This is a genomic window from Cupriavidus sp. UGS-1 (assembly GCF_021213615.1).
GTDB lineage: Bacteria > Pseudomonadota > Gammaproteobacteria > Burkholderiales > Burkholderiaceae > Cupriavidus.
Map to the genome: position 1 here is coordinate 13,092 of NZ_JAJQJF010000006.1, position 25,398 is coordinate 38,489.

Consider the following 25,398-nt stretch of genomic DNA (forward strand, 5'->3'; position numbering starts at 1 on the left):
TTTCTTCATCGGCGCGAGACCTGGATGCCAGGTCTCGCGGTCACGCCATCACGCGCGGGCGACCGCGCCTTCGATCTGCTCGCGGTTGGCATAGCGCGAGGCCATCACCGAGCAGACGATCAGCTGCAGCTGGTGGTAGACCATCAGCGGCAGCACCAGCAGGCCCAGCGCAGGATGGCCGGCGAACAGGATCTTGGCCATCGGGATGCCGTTGGCCAGGCTCTTCTTCGAGCCGCAGAACACCGCCGTGATCTCGTCCTCGATCGCGAAGCCCAGCCGCCGTGCGACGAAGGTCGTGGTGGCGAGGATCGCAAACAGCAGCACCGCGGCCAGCCCCATCACGGCGGCGATGGTCTGCCAGCTGTACTGGTGCCACAGGCCCTCGGCGGTGGCGTCGCAGAACGACGAGTAGACGATCAGCACGATCACGCCACGGTCGATCTTGCTGGTGATGGCCTTGTGCCGGCCCAGCCAGCCGCCGATCACCGGGCGCGCCAGCTGGCCCAGCGCGAACGGCAGCAGCAGCTGCAGCGCCACGCCGGTCAACGCCTTGCCCAGCGGCATCGATGCGCCGCTGGCGCTGATCACCAGGCCCATCAGCAGCGGGGTCAGCGCCATGCCGATCAGCCCGGAGATGGTCGCGTTGAAGATCGCGCCGGGCACGTTGCCGCGCGCCATCGACGTCATCGCCACCGACGACGAGACCGTCGACGGCAGCGCGCACAGGAAGAACACACCCAGCAGCAGGTCGGCCGGCAGCTGGTCGCGCAGCCCGAACATCAGCGCCGCGCCGATCAGCGGAAACACCACGTAGGTGAAGACCTGCACGAAGGTATGCAGGCGCCAGTGCTTCGCGCCGGCGACCAGCTTGTCGCGCGACAGCGCGGCACCGTGCAGGAAGAACACCAGCGCGACGCCGAGGCTGGTCACCAGCCCGAGATGCAGCGGACCGTCGCCGGTGCCGAGCTCCGGCGCGGCCAGCGCCACAGCGATCGCGGTCAGCATGATCAGCACGAAGCCGTCGATCAAATCGTAGAGTTTCTTGAAGGGATTCAGCAGGAAGGACATGACTGCGTGGACTGAAGCGCACCGGAGCGGCGCGCCGGGACGAATGGGTTAAAGAAAGGGGTTAAAAGAACAAGGAATAGCCAGAAAACGGTGGAATCAGGGTTAACGCTGGTATTGGACGATAGTCCTGTCTAGAATGCAAATTCATTTGTCGTATTCATTGATATGGTTGACGCATGAATTACACGTTGCGGCAGTTGCGGGTCTTCCTGGCGGTGGCCTCGCACGGCAGTTTCAGCCGCGCCGCCGACGCGGTCGGACTGACCCAGCCGGCGGTCAGCCGGGGCGTGGCCGAGCTGGAGGAGGCGCTCGGATTGCGGCTGCTGGACCGCACCACGCGCGAGGTGGTGCTGACCGATGCCGGTCAGGCACTGGTGCCCGCGCTGGAACGGCTGCTCGGCCAGCTTGACGACACGCTGGAGGAGACGCGGCAGCTGGGCGAGCGCTACCGCGGCAGGGTCGTGATCGCCAGCGCGCCGACGATTTCGGCGCGGCTGATGCCGCTCTATGTGGCCGCCTGCGCGCGGCAATATCCGGAGGTCCGGCTGTCGGTGCGCGACAACGTGCAGGCGGACGGGCTCGAGCAGATCCGCGCCGGCGCGGTCGATTTCGGCGTGCTGATCGACCCGCTGGCCAGCGAAGGGCTGGAAACGGTGCCGCTGGGCACCGATCCGTTCTGCTTTGTCTGCCGCGACGACGATCCGTTGGCAAAACGCGACACGGTGTCGTGGTCCGCGCTCGATGGCGTACCGCTGGTGCTGCTGGATTTCGCCTCCGGCAGCCGCCCGCTGATCGACCGCGTATTCGCGATGCACGGCGTGACGCCGCGCGTCGTGCAGGAGCTGGGCCACTCGGCCAGCGTGTTCGGCATGGTGCAGGCGGGCATCGGCGCGTCGGTGCTGCCGTCGTTCTCGCTGCCGCTGCCGGCCGCGTCGAACCTGGTGTGGCGGCCGCTGGTGCCGCAGGAGCAGCGGCGCATCGTGATGGTCCGCCGCGAGGACCGCTCGCTGTCGCCGGCGGCGGCGGCGGTGTGGGAGATGGTCAGGACGATGCCGATTCCGGTGGCTTGAGGTTTGCTGGCGGGCGGCGGGAAACCACCCCCTCTCCCCAGCCCTCTCCCCCCGAGGGGGAGAGGGAGAACACAATCGGGGACGGCTGGCGACGCTGGTTTTCTCCCCTCTCCCGCGTGCGGGAGAGGGGCGGGGGAGAGGGCAGCGGCGGCCGTCATGCCACCGCCGCCGCCATCGCCCTCAATCCTCCTCAATCCCCCATCGCGACCCCTTCTCGCCGCGGATCGGCGCCGCCGAACCACATCGGCTTGCCGTTGACGCGCACGCGCATGATGCCCTGCAGGCCCGAGGTCTGGTCCATCACGCGCACGTCATGCCCGCGCGCCTTCAGCCCTTCGACCAAGGCGTCCGACACGCGCCCCTTCTCCAGCTCGGTCGGGCCGTTGCGCGAACCGACGTTGGGCAGCGAGATCGCCTGCTGCACGTTCAGCCCCCAGTCGAGCGTGCCGACCAGCGTCTTGGCCACGTAGTTGATGATGGCCGAGCCGCCGGGCGAGCCGGCCGTCATCACGAGTTCGCGGGTTTGGCGATCGAACACCAGCGTCGGCGCCATCGAAGAGCGCGGCCGCTTGCCCGGCTGCACGCGGTTGGCCACCGGCTTGCCGTCCTCCTCGGCGGCGAAGGAAAAGTCGGTCAGCTGATTGTTCAGCAGGAAGCCGCGCACCATCTGGCGCGAGCCGAACTGGTCCTCGATCGTCGTCGTCATCGACAGCGCATTGCCGTAGCGGTCGACCACCGAGATGTGCGAGGTCGACGGAAACTCCGGCGCGCGCCCGCGGCCCAGCGCGACCGTGGCGCCGGCCGGCGTGCCCGCGCTGGCCTTGCCCATGCTTCGCTCGCCGATCTGCGCGGCGCGGCCGGCCAGATAGCGCGGATCGACCAGGCTGCGCCAGTCGCCGCCGGGCAGCGGCACGAAGTCGGTATCGGCGACGTACTGATTGCGGTCGGCGTAGGCCAGCCGGCCGGCCTCGGCGAACAGATGCGCGCCCTCGACCGACGGCTCCAGTCCGACGTCATTGCGCTGAGGCCTGGCCGCCGCGATCTGCCGCGCCGGCGGCAGCGCCTGCAGGATGCCCAGCATCTGCGCGACGGCGATGCCGCCCGACGACGGCGGCGGCATGCCGCAGACGGTCCATTGGCGATAGTCGGTGCAGATCGGTTGCCGCACCTTCGGGCGGTAGTTGGCGATGTCCCTGGCGGTCAGCACGCCGGGATTGGTCGGATGCGAGCGGACCTTGGCGGCGATATCGCGGGCGACATCGCCCTGGTAGAAGGCATCGGCACCGCGTGCCGCGACACTGCGCAGCACCGCCGCCAGCTCGGGATTGCGCAGCACGGTGCCGGCCGCCTTCGGCGTGCCGTCGGCGTTGTAGAAGTAGGCGCGCGCGGCCGGATCCTTCATCAGGTCCTGGTCCTGCGCGATGATCGTCGCCAGCCGCGGGCTGATCGCGAAGCCCTGTTCGGCCAGCCGGATCGCCGGCGCGAACAGCCGCCGCCAGGGCAGCTTGCCGTGCTGCCGATGCGCGAGCTCGAGCATCCGCAGCACGCCGGGCGCGCCGACCGAGCGCCCGCCGACCAGCCCCTGGCGGAACGGCATCACCTTGCCGTCCGGGCCGTAGAACAGCCGCTCGGTGGCGGCCGCGGGCGCGGTCTCGCGGCCGTCGTAGGCCTGCACCTGCTTGCCGTCGAAATGCATCAGGAAGGCGCCGCCGCCGATGCCGGAGGAATTCGGTTCCACCAGATTGAGCACCATCTGCGTGGCGATCGCCGCGTCGATCGCGGTGCCGCCGGCCTTCAGCATGTCGTAGCCGGCCTGGGTGGCGAGCGGATTGGCGGCGGCCACCATGAAGGAGCTGGCGGTCCAGCCCGGCTTGTCGGTCCAGCCGGAGGCGCCTTCGGGCGCCGGGGGCAGGGCGGCGGTGCTCGGGGCCGGGGCGCTGGCGGCGGGAATTGCCGGGGCCGGCGCCGCCGTGGCGGCGGCGTCCTTGCCGGCCTGCGGGGCAGCGCAGCCCGCCAGCAGCAGCGCGGCCAGCGTGCCGGCCAGCATGGCCGTCGGTGGCGGTCGCTTGACGGCGGCGGTGGAAAGGAACGGCGGAACCGGCGAACGTGGCGGCATGCTGCACTCCCTTTGAGGCCTATGAGGTACAGCGATTGTAGTCAGTGCGGCCCATCGCCGTGCCATGCACAGCACAATCGGCCTCGCAGCAGCGTTCCTCGGCGGCCGTCAACGGCCGCCACGCCGCCGTTCCGCGGAGAGTACCGGCTTACTTCGGCTGCATCCGGATCGCGCCATCCAGGCGGATCACCTCGCCGTTGAGCATGGTGTTGCCGATGATCGCCTGCACCAGTTGCGCGTACTCTGCCGGGCGGCCCAGCCGCGGCGGGAACGGCACCATCTTGCCGAGCGCGTCCTGCACCTCCTGCGGCATGCCCAGCAGCATCGGCGTCTCGAAGATGCCGGGGGCGATCGTCATGCAGCGCACGCCATCGCGTGACAGGTCGCGTGCCACCGCCAGCGTCATGCCCACCACGCCGCCCTTCGACGCGGCATAGGCGGCCTGGCCGATCTGGCCGTCGAAGGCGGCGACCGAGGCGGTGTTGACGATGATGCCGCGCTCGCCGCCGTCATCCGGGGTGTTCTGCACCATCGCCGCGGCGGCCAGCCGGATCATGTTGAAGGTGCCGATCAGGTTGATGCGGATGGTCTTCTCGAAGGCGTCCAGCGGGTGCGGACCGTTTTTGCCGACGGTCTTGTTGGCGGTCGCGATGCCGGCGCAGTTCATCAGCCCGGCCAGCCGTCCCAGCCCCACCGCGGCGTCGACGACGGCCTGGCCATCGGTTTCCGAGGTGACGTCGCAGCGGACGAAGCGGCCGCTCAGTTCTTCGGCCAGCGCGGTGCCGGCGGCCTCGTTCAGGTCGGCGATGACGACCTTGCCGCCCTGCTCGGCGAGCATGCGGGCCGTGCCCGCGCCCAGGCCGGAGGCGCCGCCGGTGACGATGAATACGTTGTCTCGGATCTGCATCGATTGTCTCCTCGGGGATTGGCAGCGCCGGCCGACACCGGGCCGGCGCCTGAAGATGAAGAACGAACGGCGAATATAACGTTTACGTAAACGTCAAGCATCGCGCCGTATTGTAAAGGCCCGCGCGGCGCGCCGATAGCGCTCACGAGAATCGTAAGCCCGCAACCATTCGCGCCAGATGTCAGGACCCCATCTGGCTAGAGTGCGCTCACGTCACACCTCGGGAGTCCCGCCGTGAGCGATTTCCATGCTGGCTGGATGCGCAGCCGCCCATCGACGCCAACGCTGGATTGGGCCGAGACTGGGCTCCAGTGTGGGCCCCACTACGGGCTCCACTGTGGGCCCCACCGCGGGCCCCACCGCGGGCTGCACTGCGCCCGGAAGGCGGCGCACTCGACGGCGGGCGCCGGTGCCATCCAACTTGATCTGGCCGAGCCGCAGGGAACATTCGGCGCCGTGCGGCAGTTCATCCGCGATCTGCGCGTGGGCCGGCCAACCTTGCGGCTGGATACGACGGGCATCTCGCTGATGTCGTCCGCCGTGCAGGAGGCCGAGCCGCTGTTCGAGGCGGCCGACGCGATTTCTCCGGACCTGGTCCAGGCCAGCGACGTACTGCCGGCGGGCGACGCGGTCCTTGGCGTGGTCGACCTGGTCAGGACGGCCGCTGGCAAGGTCCGGACCGCGCAACAGCTCCGCGCCTCGGAGCCGGGCTACCGCCGCGCGGTCGCCGCGCTGGCCCGAACGCGGCTGCCGGAACATGTCGAGCGGCGCAAGACCGCGCTGAAGGCGGCGCGCCATTGGATCAGCGCCTGCCTGACGACCCCGGCCCGGCACGATGGCACGCCGGCACCGGCCCTTGCCGCACACCGGCTGCCGCGGCACGGCGCCGCCTATCTTCCCGACACGTTCCGCCAGGCGCTGGCCACCGGCAACGGCGACGCCGCTGCGCTGGGCAAGGCGGCCATGGGCGTGATCGACCGCGAACTCGCCTTGATCGACGGGCAACGCGACGCCATGCTGCGGCAGCATGGCGCCGAACTTCTCGGCCACGACGCCGTCGCCCGCAACGATCGCCGGGCCACGCGGCGGCTGCGCGGCAGCGCCATTGCCTGCCTGCGAGACAGCAGCCTGCAGGCGCTGCGCGCCGGCTACGAAACCAGTCCGATCGCGGTGTCCGGATGGGACGCCCCGCTGGACCTCGGGCTGGTTCCCGGCGGCATGCTGTCGCTTGGCCTCGGCGCGGCGATTGGCCTGGCCCACGTCGGTTGCGGCATCGGCGAACTGGCAGAGGCCCGGCGGCATGAGGCAACGCTGCGCGAGGTCAACGAGGCGATCCGCGACAATCTGCGCCGGCTGTCGGCCGATCCCGCACGGCGCAGGCGGCTGCAATCGCCCGCCGCGACCGAGGGGCTGCATTGGTTCGCCGGCGGACAGCGCCGCTGGCGCGAGCGTGCCCGCGCGCTGGGGCGCTGGGCCACTGTCCGTATCGCCTATGGCGTCGGCACCGTGCTGATGTCGGGCGCCGGCATGGCAACGATGGTGCTAGCTGGCACGGCCGCACTGGCGACCCCGGCGGCCCCGCTGCTGGTGGCGGTCGGCGGTGTGCTCGGCGGCGCCTGGTTCCTGTTCACGTTGATCCGGATCGCGATGCGGTTCGCGCGCAGCCGTGCCGATACGCGCGAGCGCGAACAGCTGGCGCACGCGGTCCGCAGCGGCGCGGCGCGTGGCCTGTGCGCCGACACGCTGTCGCAATGCAGCCTGGCGCAGCTCGAGTCCTTGCGACACGAAAGCGCGGCGCTGTCCGGCAATCGTCATTGGCAGGCCGCGATGCTGACGCGACGGCTGCTGATCGACGATCCGGCCGACAAGAACGCCGGCAAGACCGCCCGGCTCGAGGCCTCGGCCCTGCTGCAGGCACTGGGCATGTCGAAGATGTCCACCACGCTGCTGAAACACGCCGGCTTCGAGCTCGCCTATCGGACGATCTTCCATCATCTGCATGGCGATGGCGCGCAGACCGCCTGGCATGACGGGACCTTCCATCGCGTGCCGGCGTCCGCCGCACCGCGCACGCCGGCGCACGGCGGCTAACCTCGCGCAACGGCAATGAAAAAGGCGGCCAACGGCCGCCTTCGCGCTTTCCCTGGGGCAGGGCTTCGGCGGCTTACTTCAGCGCCTCGAACACGCGTGCCGTGATCTCGTCGACCGAACCGACGCCGCTGATCTTGCGATACTGCGGCGGCGCGACGCTCGCGCCAGGCGCGCCGTTGGCGGCCCAGTCCGAGTAGTAGTCGACCAGCGGGCGGGTTTGCTGCGCGTAGACATCGAGACGTTTGCGCACGGTCTCTTCCTTGTCGTCGTCGCGCTGGATCAGCGGCTCGCCGGTTTCGTCGTCGACGCCGGCGGTCCTGGGCGGGTTGTACTTCAGATGGTAGGTGCGGCCCGAGGCGGCATGCACGCGGCGGCCGCTCATCCGTTCGATGATCGCGTCGAACGGCACGTCGATTTCCAGCACGTAGTCGATCGCCACGCCGGCTTCCTTCATCGCCTCGGCTTGCGGGATCGTGCGCGGAAAGCCGTCGAACAGATAGCCGTTGCGGCAATCGTCCTGCTTCAGGCGGTCCTTGACCAGGCCGATGATGATGTCGTCGGAGACCAGACCGCCCGCGTCCATCACCTTCTTCGCCTCGATGCCCAGCGGGGTGCCGGCCTTGACCGCGGCGCGCAGCATGTCGCCTGTGGAGATCTGCGGGATGCCGAACTTCTCGCAGATGAACTTGGCTTGCGTGCCTTTGCCGGCGCCGGGGGCGCCCAACAGGATCAAACGCATTTACGGGTCCTCAGAGTTTTGAATCCGGTATGGCGGGGAATGGAAGGAGGGTAACGCCGAAACTTGACGTGTGGCTTACCGCGCGATGGTCAGGCACGCAGGCGCAGCCATGGCTGGTGACCGGCGCGGTCCGCATGCGGTTGGCATGGGCGCAAGCCGGACGGCTCATTCTTCATCTCCCCACCGAGCCTGCGTCGTCGCCCGCATTGACGGCGACAGCGGCTCTTTATTGGCGTGCATTATGCCACGAGGCAGCCGGGAATCGGCCTGCCGCGGCGGTCAACGGTGTGTAAACCGGAGCGGGCGAATGGCCCGCCCCGTGCGGGATTGCGCCGGTTTGCGCTCAGCCGCCGATGGCTGCGGAGGCCTCGGACCACAGCGCGCGCACGCGCTCCAGATCGGCGGGGGTATCGACGCCGGGCGCCGGCGCGGCGTCGGTGGCAAGCACCGCGATGCGTTCGCCATGCCACATCGCACGCAGTTGTTCGAGCGCTTCGGTCTGCTCGAGCGGCGCGACGGGTAGCGTCGGAAAGCGGCGCAGGAAACCGGCGCGATAGGCGTACAGGCCGATGTGGCGCAGCACCGGCATGTCGGGCAGCGGCACCTGCGCGCTCGCGGCCGGGGCCGACGGCACGCCCGACCAGGCATCGCGGGCCCAGGGAATCGGCGCGCGCGAGAAGTACAGCGCGCGGCCGGCGCTGTCGCAGACCACCTTGACCACGTTCGGATTGAAGACCTCGCCGATCTCGTGCAACGGATGGGCGGCGGTGGCGATCGCGCAGTCGGGATGCGCGGCCAGATGCTCGGCCACTGCGTCGATCAGCGCCGGCGCGATCAGCGGCTCGTCGCCTTGCACATTGACCACGATCGCATCGTCGTCCAGCGACAGCAGCGTGGCGACCTCGGCCAGCCGGTCGGTGCCGGTGGCATGGTCGGCGCGCGTCAGTACCGCTTCGATGCCGTGCTCGGCGCAGGCGGCGCGCACGGTTTCCGCGTCGGTGGCGACCACGGTGCGGCCCGCCGACGAGGCGCGGGCGCGCTCGGCGACGCGCACGATCATCGGCTTGCCGGCAATATCGGCCAGCGGCTTGTTCGGCAGGCGCGTCGACGCGAGCCGAGCGGGAATGACGACGGTGAAATCGGCGAGCGACATCGAGCCAGGCCTCAGGTCGGATCGATGGCGCGGCCCGGTACCGACTGGCGGGCCTCGTCGGCCAGCATCACCGGAATGCCGTCGCGAATCGGATAGGCCAGCTTGTCGGCATGGCAGATCAGTTCCTGCGCGGCGCGGTCGTATTCGAGCTTGCCCTTGCACAGCGGGCAAACCAGGATTTCAAGCAGCCGGTTGTCCATCTTGGTGTTCCTTGGTGTGGCTGGCCGCGGCGGCGGCGGCGCCGGTGGCCGCGGTCGGCGCTGCCTGGCAGCGCGCGATGACCGTGCGGCGAATTCGATCGATCAGACCCGGATCGATCACGGGCCTGGTGGGGACGACCCAGATGCGTGGGTCGAGCGGCTCGCGAAGCCGGTCGCATTTTACGGCATCCTTCTCGGTGATCAGGATCGCCTCGGCGGCCTGCGCGGCCGGATGGTCGACGAACGGGTCCTCGGCGAAATCGTAGTGGTCCGGCAGCGGCAGCGTATCGGGCTGCAGGCCCGCGCCGCGCAGGCTGGCGAAGAAGCGCTCGGGGTTGCCGATGCCGGCCGCGGCCAGCACGCGCCGTCCCGCGAAGGTCGACAGCGGCCGCACCATGGTCGGATCGGCGAGCTGCCAGGCCTGCTCGAGCTCGAGCCGCATGCCGTAGACCTCGGGCCGGTCCGGCGTCGCGCGGAAATACGGATCGTTGATCAGCGTGGCATCGCGGCGGCGCGACAGCGGCTCGCGCAGCGGGCCGGCCGGCAGCAGCCAGCCGTTGCCGCCCATGCGGCCGTCGAACATCACGATCTCGAAGTCGCGCTGCAGCCGGTAGTGCTGCAGGCCATCGTCGAGCAACAGCACATTGATGCCCGGATGCGAGACCAGCATCGCCTGTGCGCAGGCGACGCGGTCGGGAAAGACCCAGACCGGCACGTCGGTCGAGCGCGCGATCAGCAGCGGTTCGTCGCCGACGTCCTCCGCCTTCGAGGTCGCCTTGACGCGGCGCGGCCGCTCCAGCTTGACGCCATAGCCGCGCGACACCACGCCGGGACGCAGGCCCGCCTCGCACAGCGCATCGGCCAGCGCGATCACTGCCGGCGTCTTGCCGGTGCCGCCGACGGTCACGTTGCCGACCACCACCACCGGCATCGGCAGCCGCGTCGACTTGAACCAGCCGCGCCGATACGCCAGCCGCCGCATGGCGCTGATCGCACCGAACAGGCCGGCGAACGGCAGCATCAGCCAGGCAAACCAGCCGCGGCGTTGCCACTGGCGGGTAACGAAGTCGGACAGCAGATGACGGGCAGCGGGCATGGGTAGAAGGAGAGCGATTTTCGCCAGAGTCTATCGTGTCGCGGTGGGGCGGCATGGTAGTGCTCCCCTGTCCCGCTTGCGGGACAGGGGTTGGGGGAGAGGGCAAGCGGCGTGCGCCATGTCGTCGCCGCTTGAAACCACCCCCTCTCCCCAACCCTCTCCCCTGAGGGGAAGAGGGAGAACAGAAGCGGCCAAGGAACCTTGGTGCAATGTCTGCGGCGAGCAACCCTACCGCGTCCCGCCGCTCTGCGTCGCGAACGTCAGCCGCGACAGCCCGGCGACCCGCGCGGCTTCCATCACGTTGACCACCGACTGGTGGCTGGCCTGCGCATCGGCGCTGACGATCAGCACCGGCGCCTGCGCCGCCGCGGTGCCGGCCAGCGCGCGCAGCCGCTCGGCCAGGCCTGCGACATCGCGCACGCCGATGCGCTCCTTGTCGAGCGCGTATTCGCCATTGGCCGACACCGACACCACGATCTCGCGCGGCCGCTGCTGGGCCGTTTCCGCCTCGGCGGTCGGCAACTGGATGCGCAGCTCGGTGTAGCGCGAATAGGTGGTCGTGATCATCAGGAAGATCAGGATCACGAGCAGCACGTCGATCAGCGGGATCAGATTGATCTCGGGCTCGTCGCGCCTGGCACGGGTACGGAATCGCATGGCCTACATCCGCCTCAAGCGCGCCGCTGCGGCAGGATCGCATCGAGGAAGGTGGCCGCGCGCGATTCCAGTTCGGCCACATAGTCGTCGACGCGCCGGCGGAAGTAGCGCCAGAAGATCAGCGCCGGGATCGCGACCATCAGGCCAAAGGCGGTGTTATACAGCGCCACCGAGATGCCGTGCGCCAGTTGTTCGGGATTCGCGCCGGTGCCGCCCTGGCTGCCGAAGATCTCGATCATGCCGATCACCGTGCCGAGCAGGCCCATCAGCGGCGCGACCGACGCGATCGTGCCCAGCGCGTTCAGGTAGCGCTCGAGCTCGTGCGCGACCGCGCGGCCGGCTTCCTCGACCGCATCCTTGGCCGCGTCGCGCGACGTGTCCGGCTGGGCGATCACGTGCCGCAGTCCGGCGGCCAGCACGCGGCCCAGCGGCGAATCGCGTTCGAGCGAGTCGACCACGTCCGGCGTCGCGCGCCGTTGCCGCGCGACCGTCAGCGCCTGGTCGTACAGCTTGGCCGGCAGCACCTTGCTGCGCTTCAGGCTCAGCGAACGTTCGACGATCAAGGCCAGCGCAATGACAGAGGCCAGCAGCAACGGCCAGATCGGCCAACCGGCCGCTTCAATGATGGAAAACACAAGGACACCCCGAGTCGCCGGCGCGAAGGGAAGGGACTGCGGCAGGCCGGCGTAAAAAAACAGGCGCCACTCTAACGCGCGGTCCCCGGCGGGGCAAGCCGCCAGGGCTGGTGCGATCCACTTTCAGACATGTCCACACCCGGCAGGGACAGTGCTGTGGATCGATTGTGGAAAGCGGGCGGACAGGCGCGCTAAGTCCTTGATCGTAAAGGGCGTCCACCGCTCTGCTTAAAAAATGGGCAGACGAGCCAGCAAGCCCGGCAGGGGGGGCGGGCGCCACGGTAACGGCGCATCGCCCCCATTGCGCCCTGCGGCTTTCCACACGGCAGCGGGACAGGATTGTGGAACAAGTGTGGACAGGCGCCTGACAAGCGTGCCAAGTCCTTGATCCATATGGGATTATGCGGGCTTGCTCAAAAATTGTGCAACCATGCCAAAAAGGCCCGCCGCGTCGACGATCGGCAACGGAAATCCAAAAGTCGACCTCTTTCCACATCCCAGCGGGACAGTGTTGTGGAGCGCCTGTGGATAAGCGCGGGAGAAGCCGGGCAAGGGCTTGATCGGTAAGGTATTTCTTCGGGTTGCCTAAAAAAGTGGCAATGCCGGGAGCCGGGAGCGGCGTCGCTTTCTTCTTCACGTGGTTTGCATATCGGTGCGCGAGCGACGTTTCATCCACCAGGCTCCGTGTGCGCCCGCACAGTCGGTGTTACCGCTCTGTAGTTGTCCAGAGTTCCTGTGGATAACTTTGTGAACAAGCTGGTGTGGACAAATGGTAAGTGATTGACGCGTAAGAGAAATTCTTACATTGCTTAAAAAGTGATGTCGTGGAAAGTCATTAAGAATCAATGGCTTGTGTCAAGCCCCTCGGAGCACGGGCCGTTTCAGGCACCCTACAGCGAAGGGCTTGACAGAGCGGTTATGCTGTGGACATGTCCATCTGACGCCGCTTCGGAGGCGATTTGCCATGTCTGAACCATTCTCGTTTCCGCCTTCGCCAGTCTCCCGGACGGCACCCGGCGGGCGCGAAGTGATCCCGGTCGGCGAACTGAACCATGCGATCGCATCGGTACTCGAACGCAACTTTCCGCTGGCCTGGGTGCGTGGAGAAATTTCCAATCTGACGCGGGCCTCGAGCGGACACTGGTATTTCTCGCTGAAGGATGCGCGTGCGCAGATCCGTTGCGTGATGTTTCGCGGACGAAACCAGCATGTCGACTTTCCGGTGCGCGAAGGCGAGGCTGTCGAAGTGCGCGCGCTGGTGTCGATGTACGAGGCGCGCGGCGAGTTGCAGCTCAATGTCGAAGCGATGCGGCGCGCGGGCGTCGGCAATCTGTACGAGGCCTTTCTGCGGCTGAAGGACAAGCTCGCGCGCGATGGTCTGTTCGATCCCGCACGCAAGCGCCCGATTCCGTCCCATCCGCACACGATCGGCGTGGTCACGTCGCTGCAGGCCGCCGCGCTGCGCGACGTGCTGACGACGCTGCGGCGGCGCGCGCCGCATATCCAGGTGCTGGTCTATCCGGTGCCGGTGCAGGGCGCGGGCGCCGCCGACAAGATCGCGGCGATGCTCGACACCGTCAGCGCGCGCGCCGAGTGCGACGTCGTGATCCTGTGCCGCGGCGGCGGTAGCATCGAGGACCTGTGGTCGTTCAACGAGGAGGTGGTCGCCCATGCGGTCGCGCGCTGCACGCTGCCGGTGGTCTGCGGCGTCGGCCACGAAACGGACTTCACCATCGCCGACTTCGTTGCCGATGTGCGGGCGCCGACGCCGACCGGCGCGGCGGAACTGGTCAGCCCGGATCGCGCGCATCTGCTGGCGCAGGCGGCGCGGGCGCGCGACGCGCTCGGGCAATGCATGCGGCGCCAGCTGGAGCGGCGCGCCCAACATCTGGACTGGCTCGCGCGCCGCGTGCGCAGCCCACAGTCGCAATTGCAGGAGCGGCGCGGACAGCTCGACAATCTCGCGCGGCATCTGCGCGCGGCATGGCGCGACAACCTGGTGGCGCGACGCCATCGGCTGCAGCTGTGGTCGATGCGCTGGCGCGCGCAACGTCCCGATGCCAGCGCGGGGCAAGCGGAACTCGCCCGACTGGTGGTCCGCATGCAGGCCGCCAGCGAGCGTCAGCAGGAACGCGCGGCGCAGCGCCTGCATCGCGCCGCCGGCGCGCTGGAACTGCTGGCGCCGCAGCGCACGCTCGAGCGCGGTTATGCGGTGCTGCTCGATCCGCGCGGCAAGGCCTTGCGGGCGCCGTCGGAGCTGCGCGCCGGCGGCCGCGTCGAGGTCCATCTGGCCGAGGGCGTGGCCGATGTCGGCATCGCCAGCGTGCAGGCCAAACTGCTCGATCTGTAGGGCTCTCGAGGGCTCTCGATGGGACCTGTCGATGGGCCCGCGGCCGCATACTGCCGCGCCCTGAAGGGGCTTTGCCGCTGGTTTGCGCCACTATGGCAAGTCACCTACAATCGGTGTCTCCCGTCCCACAACCCACAGAGACAGAACAATGGAACATACTCTCCCCCCGCTGCCGTACCCCCATGATGCGCTGGCCCCGCATATGTCCAAGGAGACCTTGGAGTTCCATCACGACAAGCATCATCAGACGTACGTCACCAATCTGAACAATCTGATCAAGGGTACGGAATTCGAGAACGCGACCCTCGAAGAGATCGTCAAGAAGTCCTCCGGCGGCATCTTCAACAACGCCGCCCAGGTGTGGAACCACACCTTCTTCTGGAACTGCCTGAAGCCGCAAGGCGGCGGTCAACCGACCGGTGCGCTGGCCGACGCGATCAACGCCAAGTGGGGCTCGTTCGACAAGTTCAAGGAAGAGTTCACCAAGACCGCGGTCGGTACCTTCGGTTCGGGCTGGGCCTGGCTGGTCAAGAAGGCCGACGGTTCGCTGGACCTGGTGTCGACCTCGAACGCCGCCACCCCGCTGACCACCGACGCCAAGCCGCTGCTGACCTGCGACGTGTGGGAACACGCCTACTACATCGACTACCGCAACGCCCGTCCGAAGTTCGTCGAGGCCTTCTGGAACGTCGTGAACTGGGACTTCGTCAGCAAGAACTTCGCTGGCTGATCGACGGCAGCGCGACTGTCCTTCGACGAAACAAGGCCCTCCAACTGGAGGGCCTTGTTTTTTTTGGCCGCCTTCGATGACCCTGCTGTCTTTCCCGCGAAAGCGGGAATCCAGCGTCTTCCAAAGCCACTGGGTCCCCGCCTTCGCGGGGACATCCGCGGGTCAGTTCAGGCTCGCGCCCGACTGCTTGACGATGCGCGCATGCTTGTCCAGCTCGCTCTGGAAGAACGGCGCGGCCTGTTCCGGCGTGCTGCCGACGATCACCAGGCCCTGCGCGGCCAGAGTCTGCTGCACCGGCTTTTCATCGAGCGCGGCCTTGATCTTCGTCTGCAGATCGGCGGCCTTGTCCTTGCCCAATCCGGCCGGGCCGACGATCGCCAGCCAGGCGTCGAAGCTGTAGCGCGGCAAGCCGGACTCGGCCAGCGACGGCACGTCGGGCAGCATCGGGATGCGTTTCGGCGTCGAGACCGCGATGGCCTTGAGCTTGCCGGCCTTCAGCTGCGGCAGCACGGCCGGCACCGTCAGGAAACCCATCTGCACCTGTCCGCCGAGCAGGTCGGTGGTGTAGTTGCCGGCGCCCTTGTACGGCACGTGGCGGACCTGGACCCTGGCCTCGCTGGCGAACAGTTCGGCGGCCAGATGCAGCACGGTGCCGTTGCCAGAGGAGCCGTAGTTCAGCTGGTCGGGCTTGCTCCTGAGCAGCGCGATCAGTTCCTGCACGTTGCTGGCCGGCACCGACGGATTGACCACCAGCACCAGCGGCAGCGTGCCGATCACCGTGATCGGCGTGATGTCGCGCAGCGAGTCGAACGGCATCGCGCGGTAGATCGCGGGATTGATCACGTGGTTCGACGACACCAGGCCCAGCGTCAGCCCGTCCTTGGGCGCGCGCACGATCTGCTGCGTGCCCGGGATGCCGCCGGCGCCGGCGATGTTCTCGATCACGATCGGATGGCCGACCTGGCGGCCCATCGATTCGCTGAGCGCACGCGCCACCGCGTCGGCCTGCGAGCCCGGCTGGGTCGGCACGATCAGCCGCAGCGGCTTGCCGTCGGTCGATTGCGCGTGGGCCGCGGGCGGGACCGCGAAGGCAGCGGCAACTGTCAGTGCAGAAGTCAGGGCAACCGTCAGCGCAGCGGCGCGGCGAAGGGGGCGAAGGGGGCGAAGGGCACGGCGCAGGCGGCCGACGGTGCAAAGGATGGGGGGCATGCTGTCTCCGTTGTCGCTTGGCGGGAACCTGTCGACGGTTCCTCTGCGCGCCAGTCTAGAGCGGTCAGCCTGCGGGAAAGAAATGCTGTTGCGTCGGACCGGCTATCGCGTTCCGCGATATCGGTCCACTGAACGTCATCGGTTTCGCCGGACGCGGACCTCAGCCGCTCTCGGACGGCCCCGCCGGCGGCTCTGCCCGCAACGCCGCGATCAGCGCTTCCACCGCCCGCAGCCGCGGCGTCTTGCGCGGCGCGTAGACGCGCAGTTCGCGTTGCTGCCACGGCTCGTCCAGCGGCACGCGCACGAACCGGCGCGTACCGGCGTAGGCCGTGGTCGCGCTGCGCGGGATCACGGCCAGGCCCAGCCCCGCCTCGACCATCCGGCAGGCGGCCTCGAAGCTCGACACCGCCACGCTTTGCCGCATCGGCAGGCCCGCTTTGGCGGCGCGATCGCGCAGCTCGGTATCGAGCGCGCCGCCTTGCTGCACGATCACCAGCGGATACTGCAGGACATCGGCGTAGCGCAGTCCCGTGCGCCCCGCCAGCACATGGCCGGCCGGCAGCAGCACCATCAGCGGGTCCTGCGCGAAGTGCCACGATTCCAGCCCACGCGCACCGTCGACCGCTACGCCCACGCCGACGTCGGCATGATCGTCGAGGCAGGCGCGCAGCGTCTCGCTGGTGGAGCGCTCGTGCAACGCGATATCGACGTGCGGATGGCTCGCGCGGAAGGCGTGCAGCCGCTCGGGCAGGAAGCCGACGATCGACGAGGGGCTGGCCGACAGCCGCACGGTGCCGGCCACCTGGTCGCCCAGGTCCTGCACCTCGCGGGCGAACGCGGCGATGTCCTCGTTCAGCTTGCGGCCCAGTTCGAGTGCACGCACGCCGGCCTCGGTCAGCGCCACGCCGGTCGGCGAGCGCACCAGCAGCGTCACGCCCAGGCTGCGCTCGAGGTCGGCGATCCGGCGGCTCAGCGCCGATTGCGCGATGTGTTCGGTTTCCGCGGCGCGCTTGATGGAGCCTTCCCGCGCGGCGGCGAGAAAGAGCTGGATGCTGACGGGATCGATGCGGTGCATGGGCGGTGTATGGAAGCGGGGCTTCGTATCGGACGGCCGGCGCAAGTGTCCCGCAAAACGGCCGCGTGGGACAAGGTCGCCCGACCGTGCAGGCCATGGACGCAGGACCGACCGCAGGTTTACCCGGATATCTCTGCCACAGATAGCCCCGATGCCGCATCGGCGCTTTGCCGTCGCACGGCGCCGCGCGTAGATTCGGTGATTTTCGGCACTACGTACTGTGCTGGTGCTTACCGACAAGACCGGAGAAGACCCCGATGGACCGCCTGCAGATCGATGGCCGCATTCTGTTTCTTGCCGATTGCCCGCGGACCATCGAACGGCAGTTGCGCGGCGAGGCGCTGACGCTGGAGCAGGCCGGCGCGCTGCGCGACGATGTCTCGACCGACGAGATCACGCCGGTACCGATCCTGACCCATTTCGACGACCAGCTCGGGCGCTATCCCTATACCGGCTTCCGCGCGGGCGGCGCCCAGCCGATCGGCGTCGACGCGATCCGGCAGGGCGGCTTTGCCGTGACCGTCGCCGGCAACCGCTACGGCAAGGGCTCGTCGCGCGAGCACAGCCCGGCGGCCGAGAAACTGGCCGGCATCCGGCTGGTGATTGCCCGCAGCTTCGAGCGGATCTACCGGCAGAACGCCGACAATATCGGCCTGCTGACGTCGACCGACTTCGGCCTGATTCCCCGGCTGCTGGCGGGCGAGGCGATTCCCCTCGAGGAACTGCTGGCCGGCCGCGATGCACTGGCGGCGCAGATCCTGCGCGAGGGCGGCCTGCTGCGCTTCGGCCAGCGACATCTGCGCGGCCTCGCCGGAGACGGGGCGCCAGCGGTGCAGCGCACGCAGCCGGCCGCGGATCGGCCGCGCACGCTGTTCGAGAAGATCGTCGCCCGCCATGCGATCGCGACCGAAGTCACGCCGGCCGATCCCGCACCGGGCGACGGCATCTTCGTGCGCGCCGATTGGCGCTTCATCCACGAGTACTACACCGGCATGGCCGCCCATATGCTGCATGCCGCGCTGGGCCGGCCGCTGGCCTTGCACGCGCCCGAGCGCGTCGTCGTGTTCGAGGACCACACCTCGTATGTCGAGCAAAGTCCGGCCCATCTGCGCGGCGGCCTGGTGCGGAACGTCGTGCAGATGCGCGACGCCCAGCGGCGTTTCGTCGCGGACTACGCGCTGCGCGTCCATCGGACGTTGACCGAGGACGAGGCGCTGCGCGACGACGGCAGCAATGTCGCCGGCATCTCGCACGCGATGATGGCCGAGCATTACGCGCTGCCGGGGCAGCTGGTGGTCGGTACCGACTCGCACACGCCGCACAGCGGCGCGCTCGGCTGCGTGGCGTTCGGCGTGGGCACGACCGACATGGCCAACGCCTTCGTGACCGGCGCGGTGCGCATGACGTTGCCCGCGTCGTTGCGGATCGTGCTGGACGGTGCGTTGCCGGCCGGCGTGACGGCCAAGGACGTGGTGCTGCATCTGCTGGCCTTGCCGGCGATCCGTGGCGGCACGGGCGTTGGCAAGGTATTCGAGTTCACCGGTCCGGTGGTGTCGGCGCTGTCGACCGACGAACGCGCGACGCTGACCAATATGTGCGCCGAGCTCGGCGGCTTCACCGGCATCGTCGCGCCCGACGCGGAGACGGTGCGCTTCCTGAAGGACCGGCGCGGCATCGATTTCACGGTCGAGCCGTGGATGCACAGCGACGCAGGCGCCGACTATGCCGCGACGATCCACGTCGATTGCAGCGGCCTGGCGCCGATGGTGGCGCGGCCAGGCGATCCCGGCAACGGCCTGGCGCTGTCCGATCTGAACGAGCCGGTACGGATCGACATCGCCTACGGCGGCTCGTGCACGGCCGGCAAGCGCGAGGACTTCGACCACTATCATGCGGTCCTGCGCTGGGCCGCCGAGCGCGGGCTGCGGGTGCCTGCCGGCGTCACGCTGTACCTGCAGTTCGGCACGACGGCGGTGCGCGACTACTGCATCGCGCAGGGCTATCTGGAGGCATTCGACGCGGTCGGCGCGACGATCCTGCAGCCTTCCTGCGGCGCCTGCGCGAACTGCGGGCCGGGTTCGTCGACGGCGGCCGAGCAGGTCACCGTCAGCTCGATCAATCGCAATTTCCCCGGCCGCTCGGGGCCGGGGCAGGTGTGGCTGGCAAGCCCGCCGACGGTGGCGGCCAGCGCGATTGCGGGGCGGCTGCTGTCGTTCGACGATCTGCGGGCGCAGTTCGGCTAGCCGCGGCGCGCGGCGTAACAGGCCGCTTCCCATCGCCGACAAACACGGTCGTCCCCGCGAAGGCGGGGACCCAGTGGCGTTGAAAGACGCTGGGTTCCCGCGTTCGCGGGAACGACCATCCTGGGCCTCAGGGCATCCGCATCAGGCCGCCACGCGCTGGCCGTCGGCAACAACGCCACCGCGATAACGCGCCACCAGCTCGGCCCGGCGCTCGGCCGCCTTGCGCATGCTCGCTTCCTTGACCGGCCCGAAGCCGCGGATATCGTCGGGCAGGTTGGCAAGGGCCAGGGCGGTGTCGAAACGATCGGCATCCAGGCTGCGCGCGAACTCTTCGACCATCGCCAGATACTCGTCCACCAGCCGCCGTTCCTCGCGGCGTTCCGCCGTGCGGCCGAACGGATCGAGCGGCGTGCCGCGCAGTCCTTTCAGCCTGGCGAGCAGCCGGAACAGCGTCATCGTGCGCGGGCCGAAGCGGCGCTTGGTGGGGCGCTTGAGCGGCCGGCCGTTGCGCGTCTCGCGGGACAGCAGCGGCGGCGCCAGCCAGAAGTTCAGCTGGTAGTCGCGGCCGGGCTCGCCGTCGAACTGCGCGCGCAGCTTGTCGAGGAAGGCTGGATCGGCGTACAGCCGCGCGACCTCGTATTCGTCCTTGTAGGCCATCAGCTTGGCCAGGTTGCGCGCGACCGCCTCGGTCAGCGGCAGCTTGCGGTCGGCACCGAGCGCCAGCTCGGCTTGCCGCACCTTGTCGACCGCGGCCAGATAGCGCGCGGCATAGGCGTCGTTCTGGTAGGCGCGCAGCAGCGCGGCGCGGTCCTGGATCAGGCGGTCAAGCGTCTGCGGGAGCGGCAGCACCTGTGTCGATGCGGCCCCATTCGGGCGTGAAGCCGGACTCATGCCATCGAGCGCCGCGCGTACCGCCGTCTCGCCGCGATGCGCCAGCGCACGGCCCCAGGCAAACGCCAGCAGGTTCTTCTGCACCGCGACGCCGTTCAGCGTGATCGCGCGCGTCAGCGCCGCCAGCGACAGCGGCACCCAGCCGCGCTGCCACGCGAAGCCCAGCAGCAGCGGGTTGGCAAAGATCGCGTCGCCCAGCAGCCTGACGGCCCATGCGTTCGCATCGAGGAAGGCGCACGCCTCGCCGACGTTGTCGCGCAGGTCCTGCTCGGCCGACGCGCCGGGAAAGCGCCATTTCGGGTTGGTGATCAGCTCGGCGGTCGGCGTGCGTGCGCTGTTGATGGCCGCGGCGGTCACGTCGCGCCGGACCTTGGACAGCACCTCGGCCGAGGCCGACACGATCGCATCGCAACCGATCACCAGCCGCGCCTCGCCGGTGGCGACGCGCGTGGCATGCAGCGCTTGCGGCGTCGCGGCGATCTGCACGTGGCTGAGCACCGCGCCGCCCTTCTGCGCGAGGCCTGCCATGTCGAGCACCGTGACGCCCTTGCCTTCGAGATGCGCGGCCATGCCGAGGATGCCGCCGACCGTCACCACGCCGGTGCCGCCGACGCCGGTCACGACGATGCCGTAGGCCCGTTCCAGCGCCGGCAGCGTCGGCAAGGGCAGGGCGTCCAGATCGATCGCGTCCGATTTTCCACCCGGCGTTCCGGCGGCCGCGGGCTTGCGCACCTGCGCACCCTCGGCCGTCACGAAGCTCGGACAGAAGCCGTTCAGGCACGAGAAGTCCTTGTTGCACGACGACTGGTTGATCTTGCGCTTGGTGCCGAGCTCGGTTTCCAGCGGTTCGACCGACAGGCAGTTCGACTGCACCGAGCAGTCGCCGCAGCCTTCGCAGACCGCGTCGTGGATGAAGGCGCGCCGCGCCGGATCGGGATAGTCGCCGCGCTTGCGCCGGCGGCGCTTCTCGGTCGCGCAGGTCTGGTCGTAGATCAGCACGGTGACGCCCGGCGTGTCGCGCAGGTGCCGCTGCACGTCGTCGAGCTGGTCGCGGTGATGCACGGCGATGCCGACTGGCAGCCCGCCGCCGCCGGCGTACTTGTCGGGTTCGTCGGTGACGACGACGATCTCGCGCGCGCCTTCGGCCAGCACCTGATGCGCGATGCGCGGCACGGTCAGCACGCCGTCGACCGGCTGGCCGCCGGTCATCGCCACCGCGTCGTTGAACAGCACCTTGTAGGTGATATTGGCCTTCGCCGCGATCGCCGCGCGGATCGCCAGCAGGCCCGAATGGAAGTAGGTGCCGTCGCCCAGATTGACGAACACGTGCTTTTCATCGGTGAAGTGCATCTGGCCGGTCCACGCCACGCCTTCGCCGCCCATCTGGCTGAAGGTGTCGGTATTGCGGTCCATCCACATCGCCATGTAGTGGCAGCCGATGCCGGCCAGCGCGCGCGAGCCCTCGGGCACGCGCGTCGACGTGTTGTGCGGGCAGCCCGAGCAGAACCACGGCTTGCGCTCGACCGACAGCCGCGGACGGGCCGCGTCGCGTTCCTTGGCCTCGATCAGCGCGACGCGCGCGGCGATGCGCGCGCGCACGTCGTCGGGCAGATCGGCCTTGTCGAGCCGGCGCGCGATCGCCTTGGCGATGATCGCCGGCGACAGTTCGTAGTGCGCGGGCAAAAGCCAGCTGCCGCGCGGCACCGACCATTCGCCGCCCTCGTTGTCGCGTTCGTCGAACTTGCCGAACACGCGCGGGCGCACGTCGTCGCGCCAGTTGTACAGCTCTTCCTTCAACGCGTATTCGAGGATCTGCCGCTTTTCCTCGACCACCAGGATCTCGTCGAGGCCGGTGGCGAACTCGCGCGCGTCCTGCGCGTCGAGCGGCCACACGCAGCCGACCTTCATCACGCGGATGCCGATACGCGTGCAGGTATCGTCGTCCAGGCCCAGGTCGGCCAGCGCCTGCCGCACATCGAGATAGGCCTTGCCGGCGGTCATGATGCCGAAGCGCGCCCGCGGCGAATCGACGACCACGCGGTTCAGCCTGTTGGCGCGCACATAGGCCAGCGCCGCGTACCACTTGTGGTCCAGCAGCCGTGCCTCCTGCGCCAGCGGCGGATCGGGCCAGCGGATATTGAGCCCGCCCTCGGGCATCGTGAAGTCCTGCGGCAGCACGACCTGGACGCGGTCCGGATCGATGTCGACCGAGGCACTCGACTCGACCACGTCGGTGACGCACTTCATCGCCACCCACAGCCCCGAATAGCGGCTCATCGCCCAACCGTGCAGGCCGTAGTCGAGGTATTCCTGCACGGTGGACGGGTACAGCACCGGAATGCCGGCGGCGATCAGCACGTGCTCGGACTGGTGTGCGACCGACGAGGACTTGGCGGCGTGGTCGTCGCCGGCCAGCAGCAGCACGCCGCCATGGGGCGCGGAGCCGGCGGAGTTGGCGTGCTTGAGCACATCGATCGAGCGGTCGACGCCCGGGCCCTTGCCGTACCACATCGAGAACACGCCGTCGCGCTGCGCACCGGGGAACAGGTTGACCTGCTGCGTGCCCCAGACCGCGGTGGCCGCCAGGTCTTCGTTCAGCCCGGGCTGGAACACCACGTCGCTGCCCGCCAGATGGGTCTTGGCCTGCCACAGCGCCTGGTCGAGCCCGCCCAGCGGCGAGCCGCGGTAACCGGACACATAGCCGGCGGTATTGAGCCCGGCGGCGCGGTCGCGCGCTTTCTGCAGCATCGGCAGGCGCACCAGCGCCTGGGTGCCGCTCAGATAGACGCGGCCTTTCTCCACGGTGTACTTGTCGTCGAGGCTGACGTTGGCCAGCGCGTCGGCGAGGGCCTGTTGCTGCGCGGGCGAGAGCGGGCTGTTCATGGGGGGGTGTCTCCGGCTGATGGCGATATCTCGCCGGCAAGGCCGGGCGGTATCGTTGGTATGCGGTTCGGTGCGCGCATTCGATCTGCGGATCTGCGCGTTCTGGTATGCCAAACGAGTGTAGGAAAGCGCTTCGCTATCGTAAAATCACAAATTCAGAGTGCTGATATTTGGAAATCGCATGGCTGCCCGACCCCCCTCTCCCTCGCTTCCGACCGCCGTGACCGGCGGTGCGTCCCGCGACGCCAAGACGCGTCCGGCGCCGCTGGCGCGCGACATCACGCTGCGGCAGCTGCGCTATTTCCAGGCTGCCGCCGAGACCGGCCAGTTCTCGATGGCGGCCACGCGCGAGCACGTGTCGCAGTCCGCCATCACCAATGCGGTGCTGGCGTTGGAGCAGCGCCTGGCCGTGCGGCTGTTCGACCGGCTGCCGCACGGTGTCGCGCTGACCGCCGAAGGGCACCGGCTGCTGCAGCGGGTCGCGGGCATTCTCGATTCGGTCGAGGACATGCTGCGCGAACCGTCTCTGCAGGGCCCCAGCCAGCAGGGAACGGTGTCGTTCGCCGCTTCTTACACGGTGCTGGGCTATCTGCTGCCGGCCTTGCTGGCGCGCTTTCGCTCGCACTATCCGGACATCGTCTTCGACCTGCGCGACCTCGACCGCGTCGAGATCGAGGAGGCGGTCTTGTCCGGCGAGATCGAGCTCGGCGTGGTGCTGCTGTCGAACGTCGCGCGCCCGCAGCGCTTCGCGCACCGCACGCTGATCCGCTCGCGCCGGCAGCTGTGGGCCGCGCCGGGCCATCCGCTGATGCAGGGCGGCGCGCCGACGCTGAAGGAGGTGGCCGCCCACCCGTACATCCTGCTGACCGTCGACGAGGGCGAGACCTCGACGCTGCGCTACTGGAAGGGCAAACGGCTGTCGCCCGACATCGCGTTCCGCACCACGTCGATGGAGGCGCTGCGCGGGCTGGTGGCGCACGGCTTCGGCGTCACGGTGCTGTCGGACATGGTGTTCCGGCCGTGGTCGCTGGAAGGCAAGGAGATCGAGGCCAGGCCGCTGGCCGACGCCGTGCCCGACATGGAGGTCGGCCTGATCTGGCGCCGCGACGAGCCGCTGAGCGAGCCGGCGCAGCTTCTGCGGGACTTTCTGGTCTACGCTTGTGGAACGCCGTGATGTCGCTTCGTGCCGCGCGTTGATCCCGGTGACTTCACGGCGCTGGCTTTTCACGGCACTGACATACCGGCAAGCTACGCTGGCGAGCCGCCCGGCCACGGGCGAGGTCCGGCTGGCGTGTTGGCGCAGCGTCGTGAAGCGTGTAGCAGCGTGAAGGAGCGTGAGATGACCCCGAGCGAAGAAGAACTGGTACGCCGCATCCACCGCGAGGTGGCGGACCACTACGATGAGGAATTCGAGCTCGCGCTCGAGGACGGCGACGCGCAGGCGCTGCTGAACTCGGACTCGCTGCCCGGCGGCGCGGTCGACCGGGAATCGCGCCGGCACTATTTCAGCGAGCTGTTCCGCCTGCAGGGCGAGCTGGTCAAGCTGCAGAGCTGGGTGGTCGCCACCGGCCAGAAGATCGTCATCGTGTTCGAGGGTCGCGATGCCGCCGGCAAGGGTGGCGTGATCAAGCGCATCACGCAGCGGCTCAATCCGCGCGTGTGCCGCGTCGCCGCGCTGCCCGCGCCGAACGACCGCGAACGCACCCAGTGGTACTTCCAGCGCTATGTCTCGCATCTGCCGGCGGCCGGCGAGATCGTGCTGTTCGATCGCAGCTGGTACAACCGCGCGGGCGTCGAGCGCGTGATGGGCTTCTGCACCGACGACCAGTACGAGGAGTTCTTCCGCTCCGTGCCTGAGTTCGAGAAGATGCTGGTGCGCTCGGGCATCCGGTTGATCAAGTACTGGTTCTCGATTTCGGACGAGGAACAGGAGTTGCGCTTCCTGTCGCGCATTCACGATCCGCTGAAGCAGTGGAAGCTCAGCCCGATGGACCTCGAATCGCGCCGCCGCTGGGAGGCCTATACCAAGGCCAAGGAAATCATGCTGGCGCGCACGCATATCCCCGAGGCGCGCTGGTGGGTCGTGCATGCCGACGACAAGAAGGTCGCGCGGCTGAACTGCATCCACCATCTGCTGACGCTGATTCCCTATCGCGAGATCGAGCAGCCGGAAATCGTGCTGCCCGAGCGCCAGCGCAGCCAGGGCTACGCACGCCAGCCGGTGCCCGACGAGATGTGGGTGCCGCAGGTCTACGGTTCGCTGGGTTGAGCGCTGGGTCGGGCGC

19 protein-coding genes are annotated in these 25,398 nt (G+C 68.8%); 7 read left to right on the plus strand and 12 right to left on the minus strand.

All coding sequences use genetic code 11. From position 1 onward, the window contains the following. Positions 1-48: 48 nt before the first annotated feature. On the minus strand, positions 49-1,068 hold the full coding sequence (locus LRR16_RS10210) for a bile acid:sodium symporter family protein (RefSeq protein WP_064577430.1): 1,020 nt from the start codon (positions 1,066-1,068) through the stop codon (positions 49-51). Positions 1,069-1,244: 176 nt separating this feature from the next. Here LRR16_RS10210 and LRR16_RS10215 point away from each other — a divergent pair, with 176 nt between their 5' ends. Further along, positions 1,245-2,138 carry a LysR family transcriptional regulator gene (locus LRR16_RS10215; protein WP_064577425.1) on the plus strand — a complete coding sequence of 298 codons (894 nt, stop codon included), beginning with the start codon at positions 1,245-1,247 and terminating at the stop codon, positions 2,136-2,138. Between the two features lie 190 nt (positions 2,139-2,328). On the opposite strand, the gene ggt is transcribed toward LRR16_RS10215, so the two are convergent. Both ggt and LRR16_RS10225 read right to left on the minus strand, forming a co-directional pair. Further along, complete coding sequence (ggt, locus tag LRR16_RS10220; protein ID WP_232205784.1) at positions 2,329-4,254, minus strand: gamma-glutamyltransferase; 1,926 nt, start codon at positions 4,252-4,254, stop codon at positions 2,329-2,331. A 148-nt stretch (positions 4,255-4,402) separates the two neighbouring features. Further along, complete coding sequence (locus tag LRR16_RS10225) at positions 4,403-5,161, minus strand: 3-hydroxyacyl-CoA dehydrogenase (RefSeq protein WP_232205785.1); 759 nt, start codon at positions 5,159-5,161, stop codon at positions 4,403-4,405. 456 nt (positions 5,162-5,617) lie between these two features. Between LRR16_RS10225 and LRR16_RS10230 the strand changes: the two genes are divergently transcribed. Continuing rightward, positions 5,618-7,252, plus strand: coding sequence for a hypothetical protein (locus LRR16_RS10230; protein ID WP_232205786.1), 1,635 nt, complete (start codon positions 5,618-5,620; stop codon positions 7,250-7,252). A 73-nt stretch (positions 7,253-7,325) separates the two neighbouring features. Here the strand turns inward: LRR16_RS10230 and adk are convergent, their stop codons facing one another. The 6 genes from adk to LRR16_RS10260 form a co-directional block, all read right to left on the minus strand. Further along, on the minus strand, positions 7,326-7,991 hold the full coding sequence (gene adk / locus LRR16_RS10235) for an adenylate kinase (RefSeq protein WP_006579102.1): 666 nt from the start codon (positions 7,989-7,991) through the stop codon (positions 7,326-7,328). Positions 7,992-8,334: 343 nt separating this feature from the next. Then, positions 8,335-9,144 (minus strand): 3-deoxy-manno-octulosonate cytidylyltransferase, encoded by an 810-nt coding sequence (kdsB, locus tag LRR16_RS10240; RefSeq protein WP_232205787.1) that lies wholly within the window; start codon positions 9,142-9,144, stop codon positions 8,335-8,337. An 11-nt stretch (positions 9,145-9,155) separates the two neighbouring features. Continuing rightward, the gene (locus LRR16_RS10245; protein ID WP_006579104.1) at positions 9,156-9,344 is read right to left on the minus strand and encodes a Trm112 family protein; all 189 of its coding nucleotides are present in this window, start codon (positions 9,342-9,344) and stop codon (positions 9,156-9,158) included. Then, on the minus strand, positions 9,325-10,440 hold the full coding sequence (gene lpxK / locus LRR16_RS10250; RefSeq protein WP_232205788.1) for a tetraacyldisaccharide 4'-kinase: 1,116 nt from the start codon (positions 10,438-10,440) through the stop codon (positions 9,325-9,327). Before lpxK ends, LRR16_RS10245 begins: the two co-directional genes overlap by 20 nt. A gap of 228 nt (positions 10,441-10,668) precedes the next feature. Next, positions 10,669-11,097 (minus strand): biopolymer transporter ExbD, encoded by a 429-nt coding sequence (locus LRR16_RS10255; RefSeq protein WP_043438712.1) that lies wholly within the window; start codon positions 11,095-11,097, stop codon positions 10,669-10,671. Between the two features lie 14 nt (positions 11,098-11,111). Then, positions 11,112-11,732, minus strand: a complete 621-nt coding sequence (locus LRR16_RS10260; protein ID WP_232205789.1) for a MotA/TolQ/ExbB proton channel family protein — start codon at positions 11,730-11,732, stop codon at positions 11,112-11,114. Positions 11,733-12,696: 964 nt separating this feature from the next. Here LRR16_RS10260 and xseA point away from each other — a divergent pair. Continuing rightward, positions 12,697-14,082 (plus strand): exodeoxyribonuclease VII large subunit, encoded by a 1,386-nt coding sequence (gene xseA, locus LRR16_RS10265; RefSeq protein WP_232205790.1) that lies wholly within the window; start codon positions 12,697-12,699, stop codon positions 14,080-14,082. A 148-nt stretch (positions 14,083-14,230) separates the two neighbouring features. Continuing rightward, a complete protein-coding gene (locus LRR16_RS10270; protein ID WP_006576536.1) occupies positions 14,231-14,812 on the plus strand; it encodes a superoxide dismutase in 582 nt (193 codons plus the stop codon). Between the two features lie 162 nt (positions 14,813-14,974). Here the strand turns inward: LRR16_RS10270 and LRR16_RS10275 are convergent, their stop codons facing one another. Further along, complete coding sequence (locus tag LRR16_RS10275; RefSeq protein WP_232205791.1) at positions 14,975-16,021, minus strand: tripartite tricarboxylate transporter substrate binding protein; 1,047 nt, start codon at positions 16,019-16,021, stop codon at positions 14,975-14,977. 160 nt (positions 16,022-16,181) lie between these two features. Then, positions 16,182-17,096 (minus strand): LysR family transcriptional regulator, encoded by a 915-nt coding sequence (locus LRR16_RS10280; protein WP_232205792.1) that lies wholly within the window; start codon positions 17,094-17,096, stop codon positions 16,182-16,184. Between the two features lie 257 nt (positions 17,097-17,353). On the opposite strand from LRR16_RS10280, the gene LRR16_RS10285 reads away from it, so the two are divergent. After that, positions 17,354-19,339 carry an aconitase family protein gene (locus LRR16_RS10285; protein ID WP_232205793.1) on the plus strand — a complete coding sequence of 662 codons (1,986 nt, stop codon included), beginning with the start codon at positions 17,354-17,356 and terminating at the stop codon, positions 19,337-19,339. Between the two features lie 141 nt (positions 19,340-19,480). Here the strand turns inward: LRR16_RS10285 and LRR16_RS10290 are convergent, their stop codons facing one another. Further along, a complete protein-coding gene (locus LRR16_RS10290) occupies positions 19,481-23,113 on the minus strand; it encodes an indolepyruvate ferredoxin oxidoreductase family protein (protein WP_232205794.1) in 3,633 nt (1,210 codons plus the stop codon). A 265-nt stretch (positions 23,114-23,378) separates the two neighbouring features. On the opposite strand from LRR16_RS10290, the gene LRR16_RS10295 reads away from it, so the two are divergent. Together LRR16_RS10295 and ppk2 are read left to right on the plus strand one after the other, a co-directional pair. Then, on the plus strand, positions 23,379-24,287 hold the full coding sequence (locus tag LRR16_RS10295; protein ID WP_043438718.1) for a LysR substrate-binding domain-containing protein: 909 nt from the start codon (positions 23,379-23,381) through the stop codon (positions 24,285-24,287). A 165-nt stretch (positions 24,288-24,452) separates the two neighbouring features. Then, positions 24,453-25,382: a polyphosphate kinase 2 gene (gene ppk2 / locus LRR16_RS10300; protein ID WP_232205795.1), complete on the plus strand. Its 930-nt coding sequence runs from the start codon at positions 24,453-24,455 to the stop codon at positions 25,380-25,382. Positions 25,383-25,398: the final 16 nt, after the last annotated feature.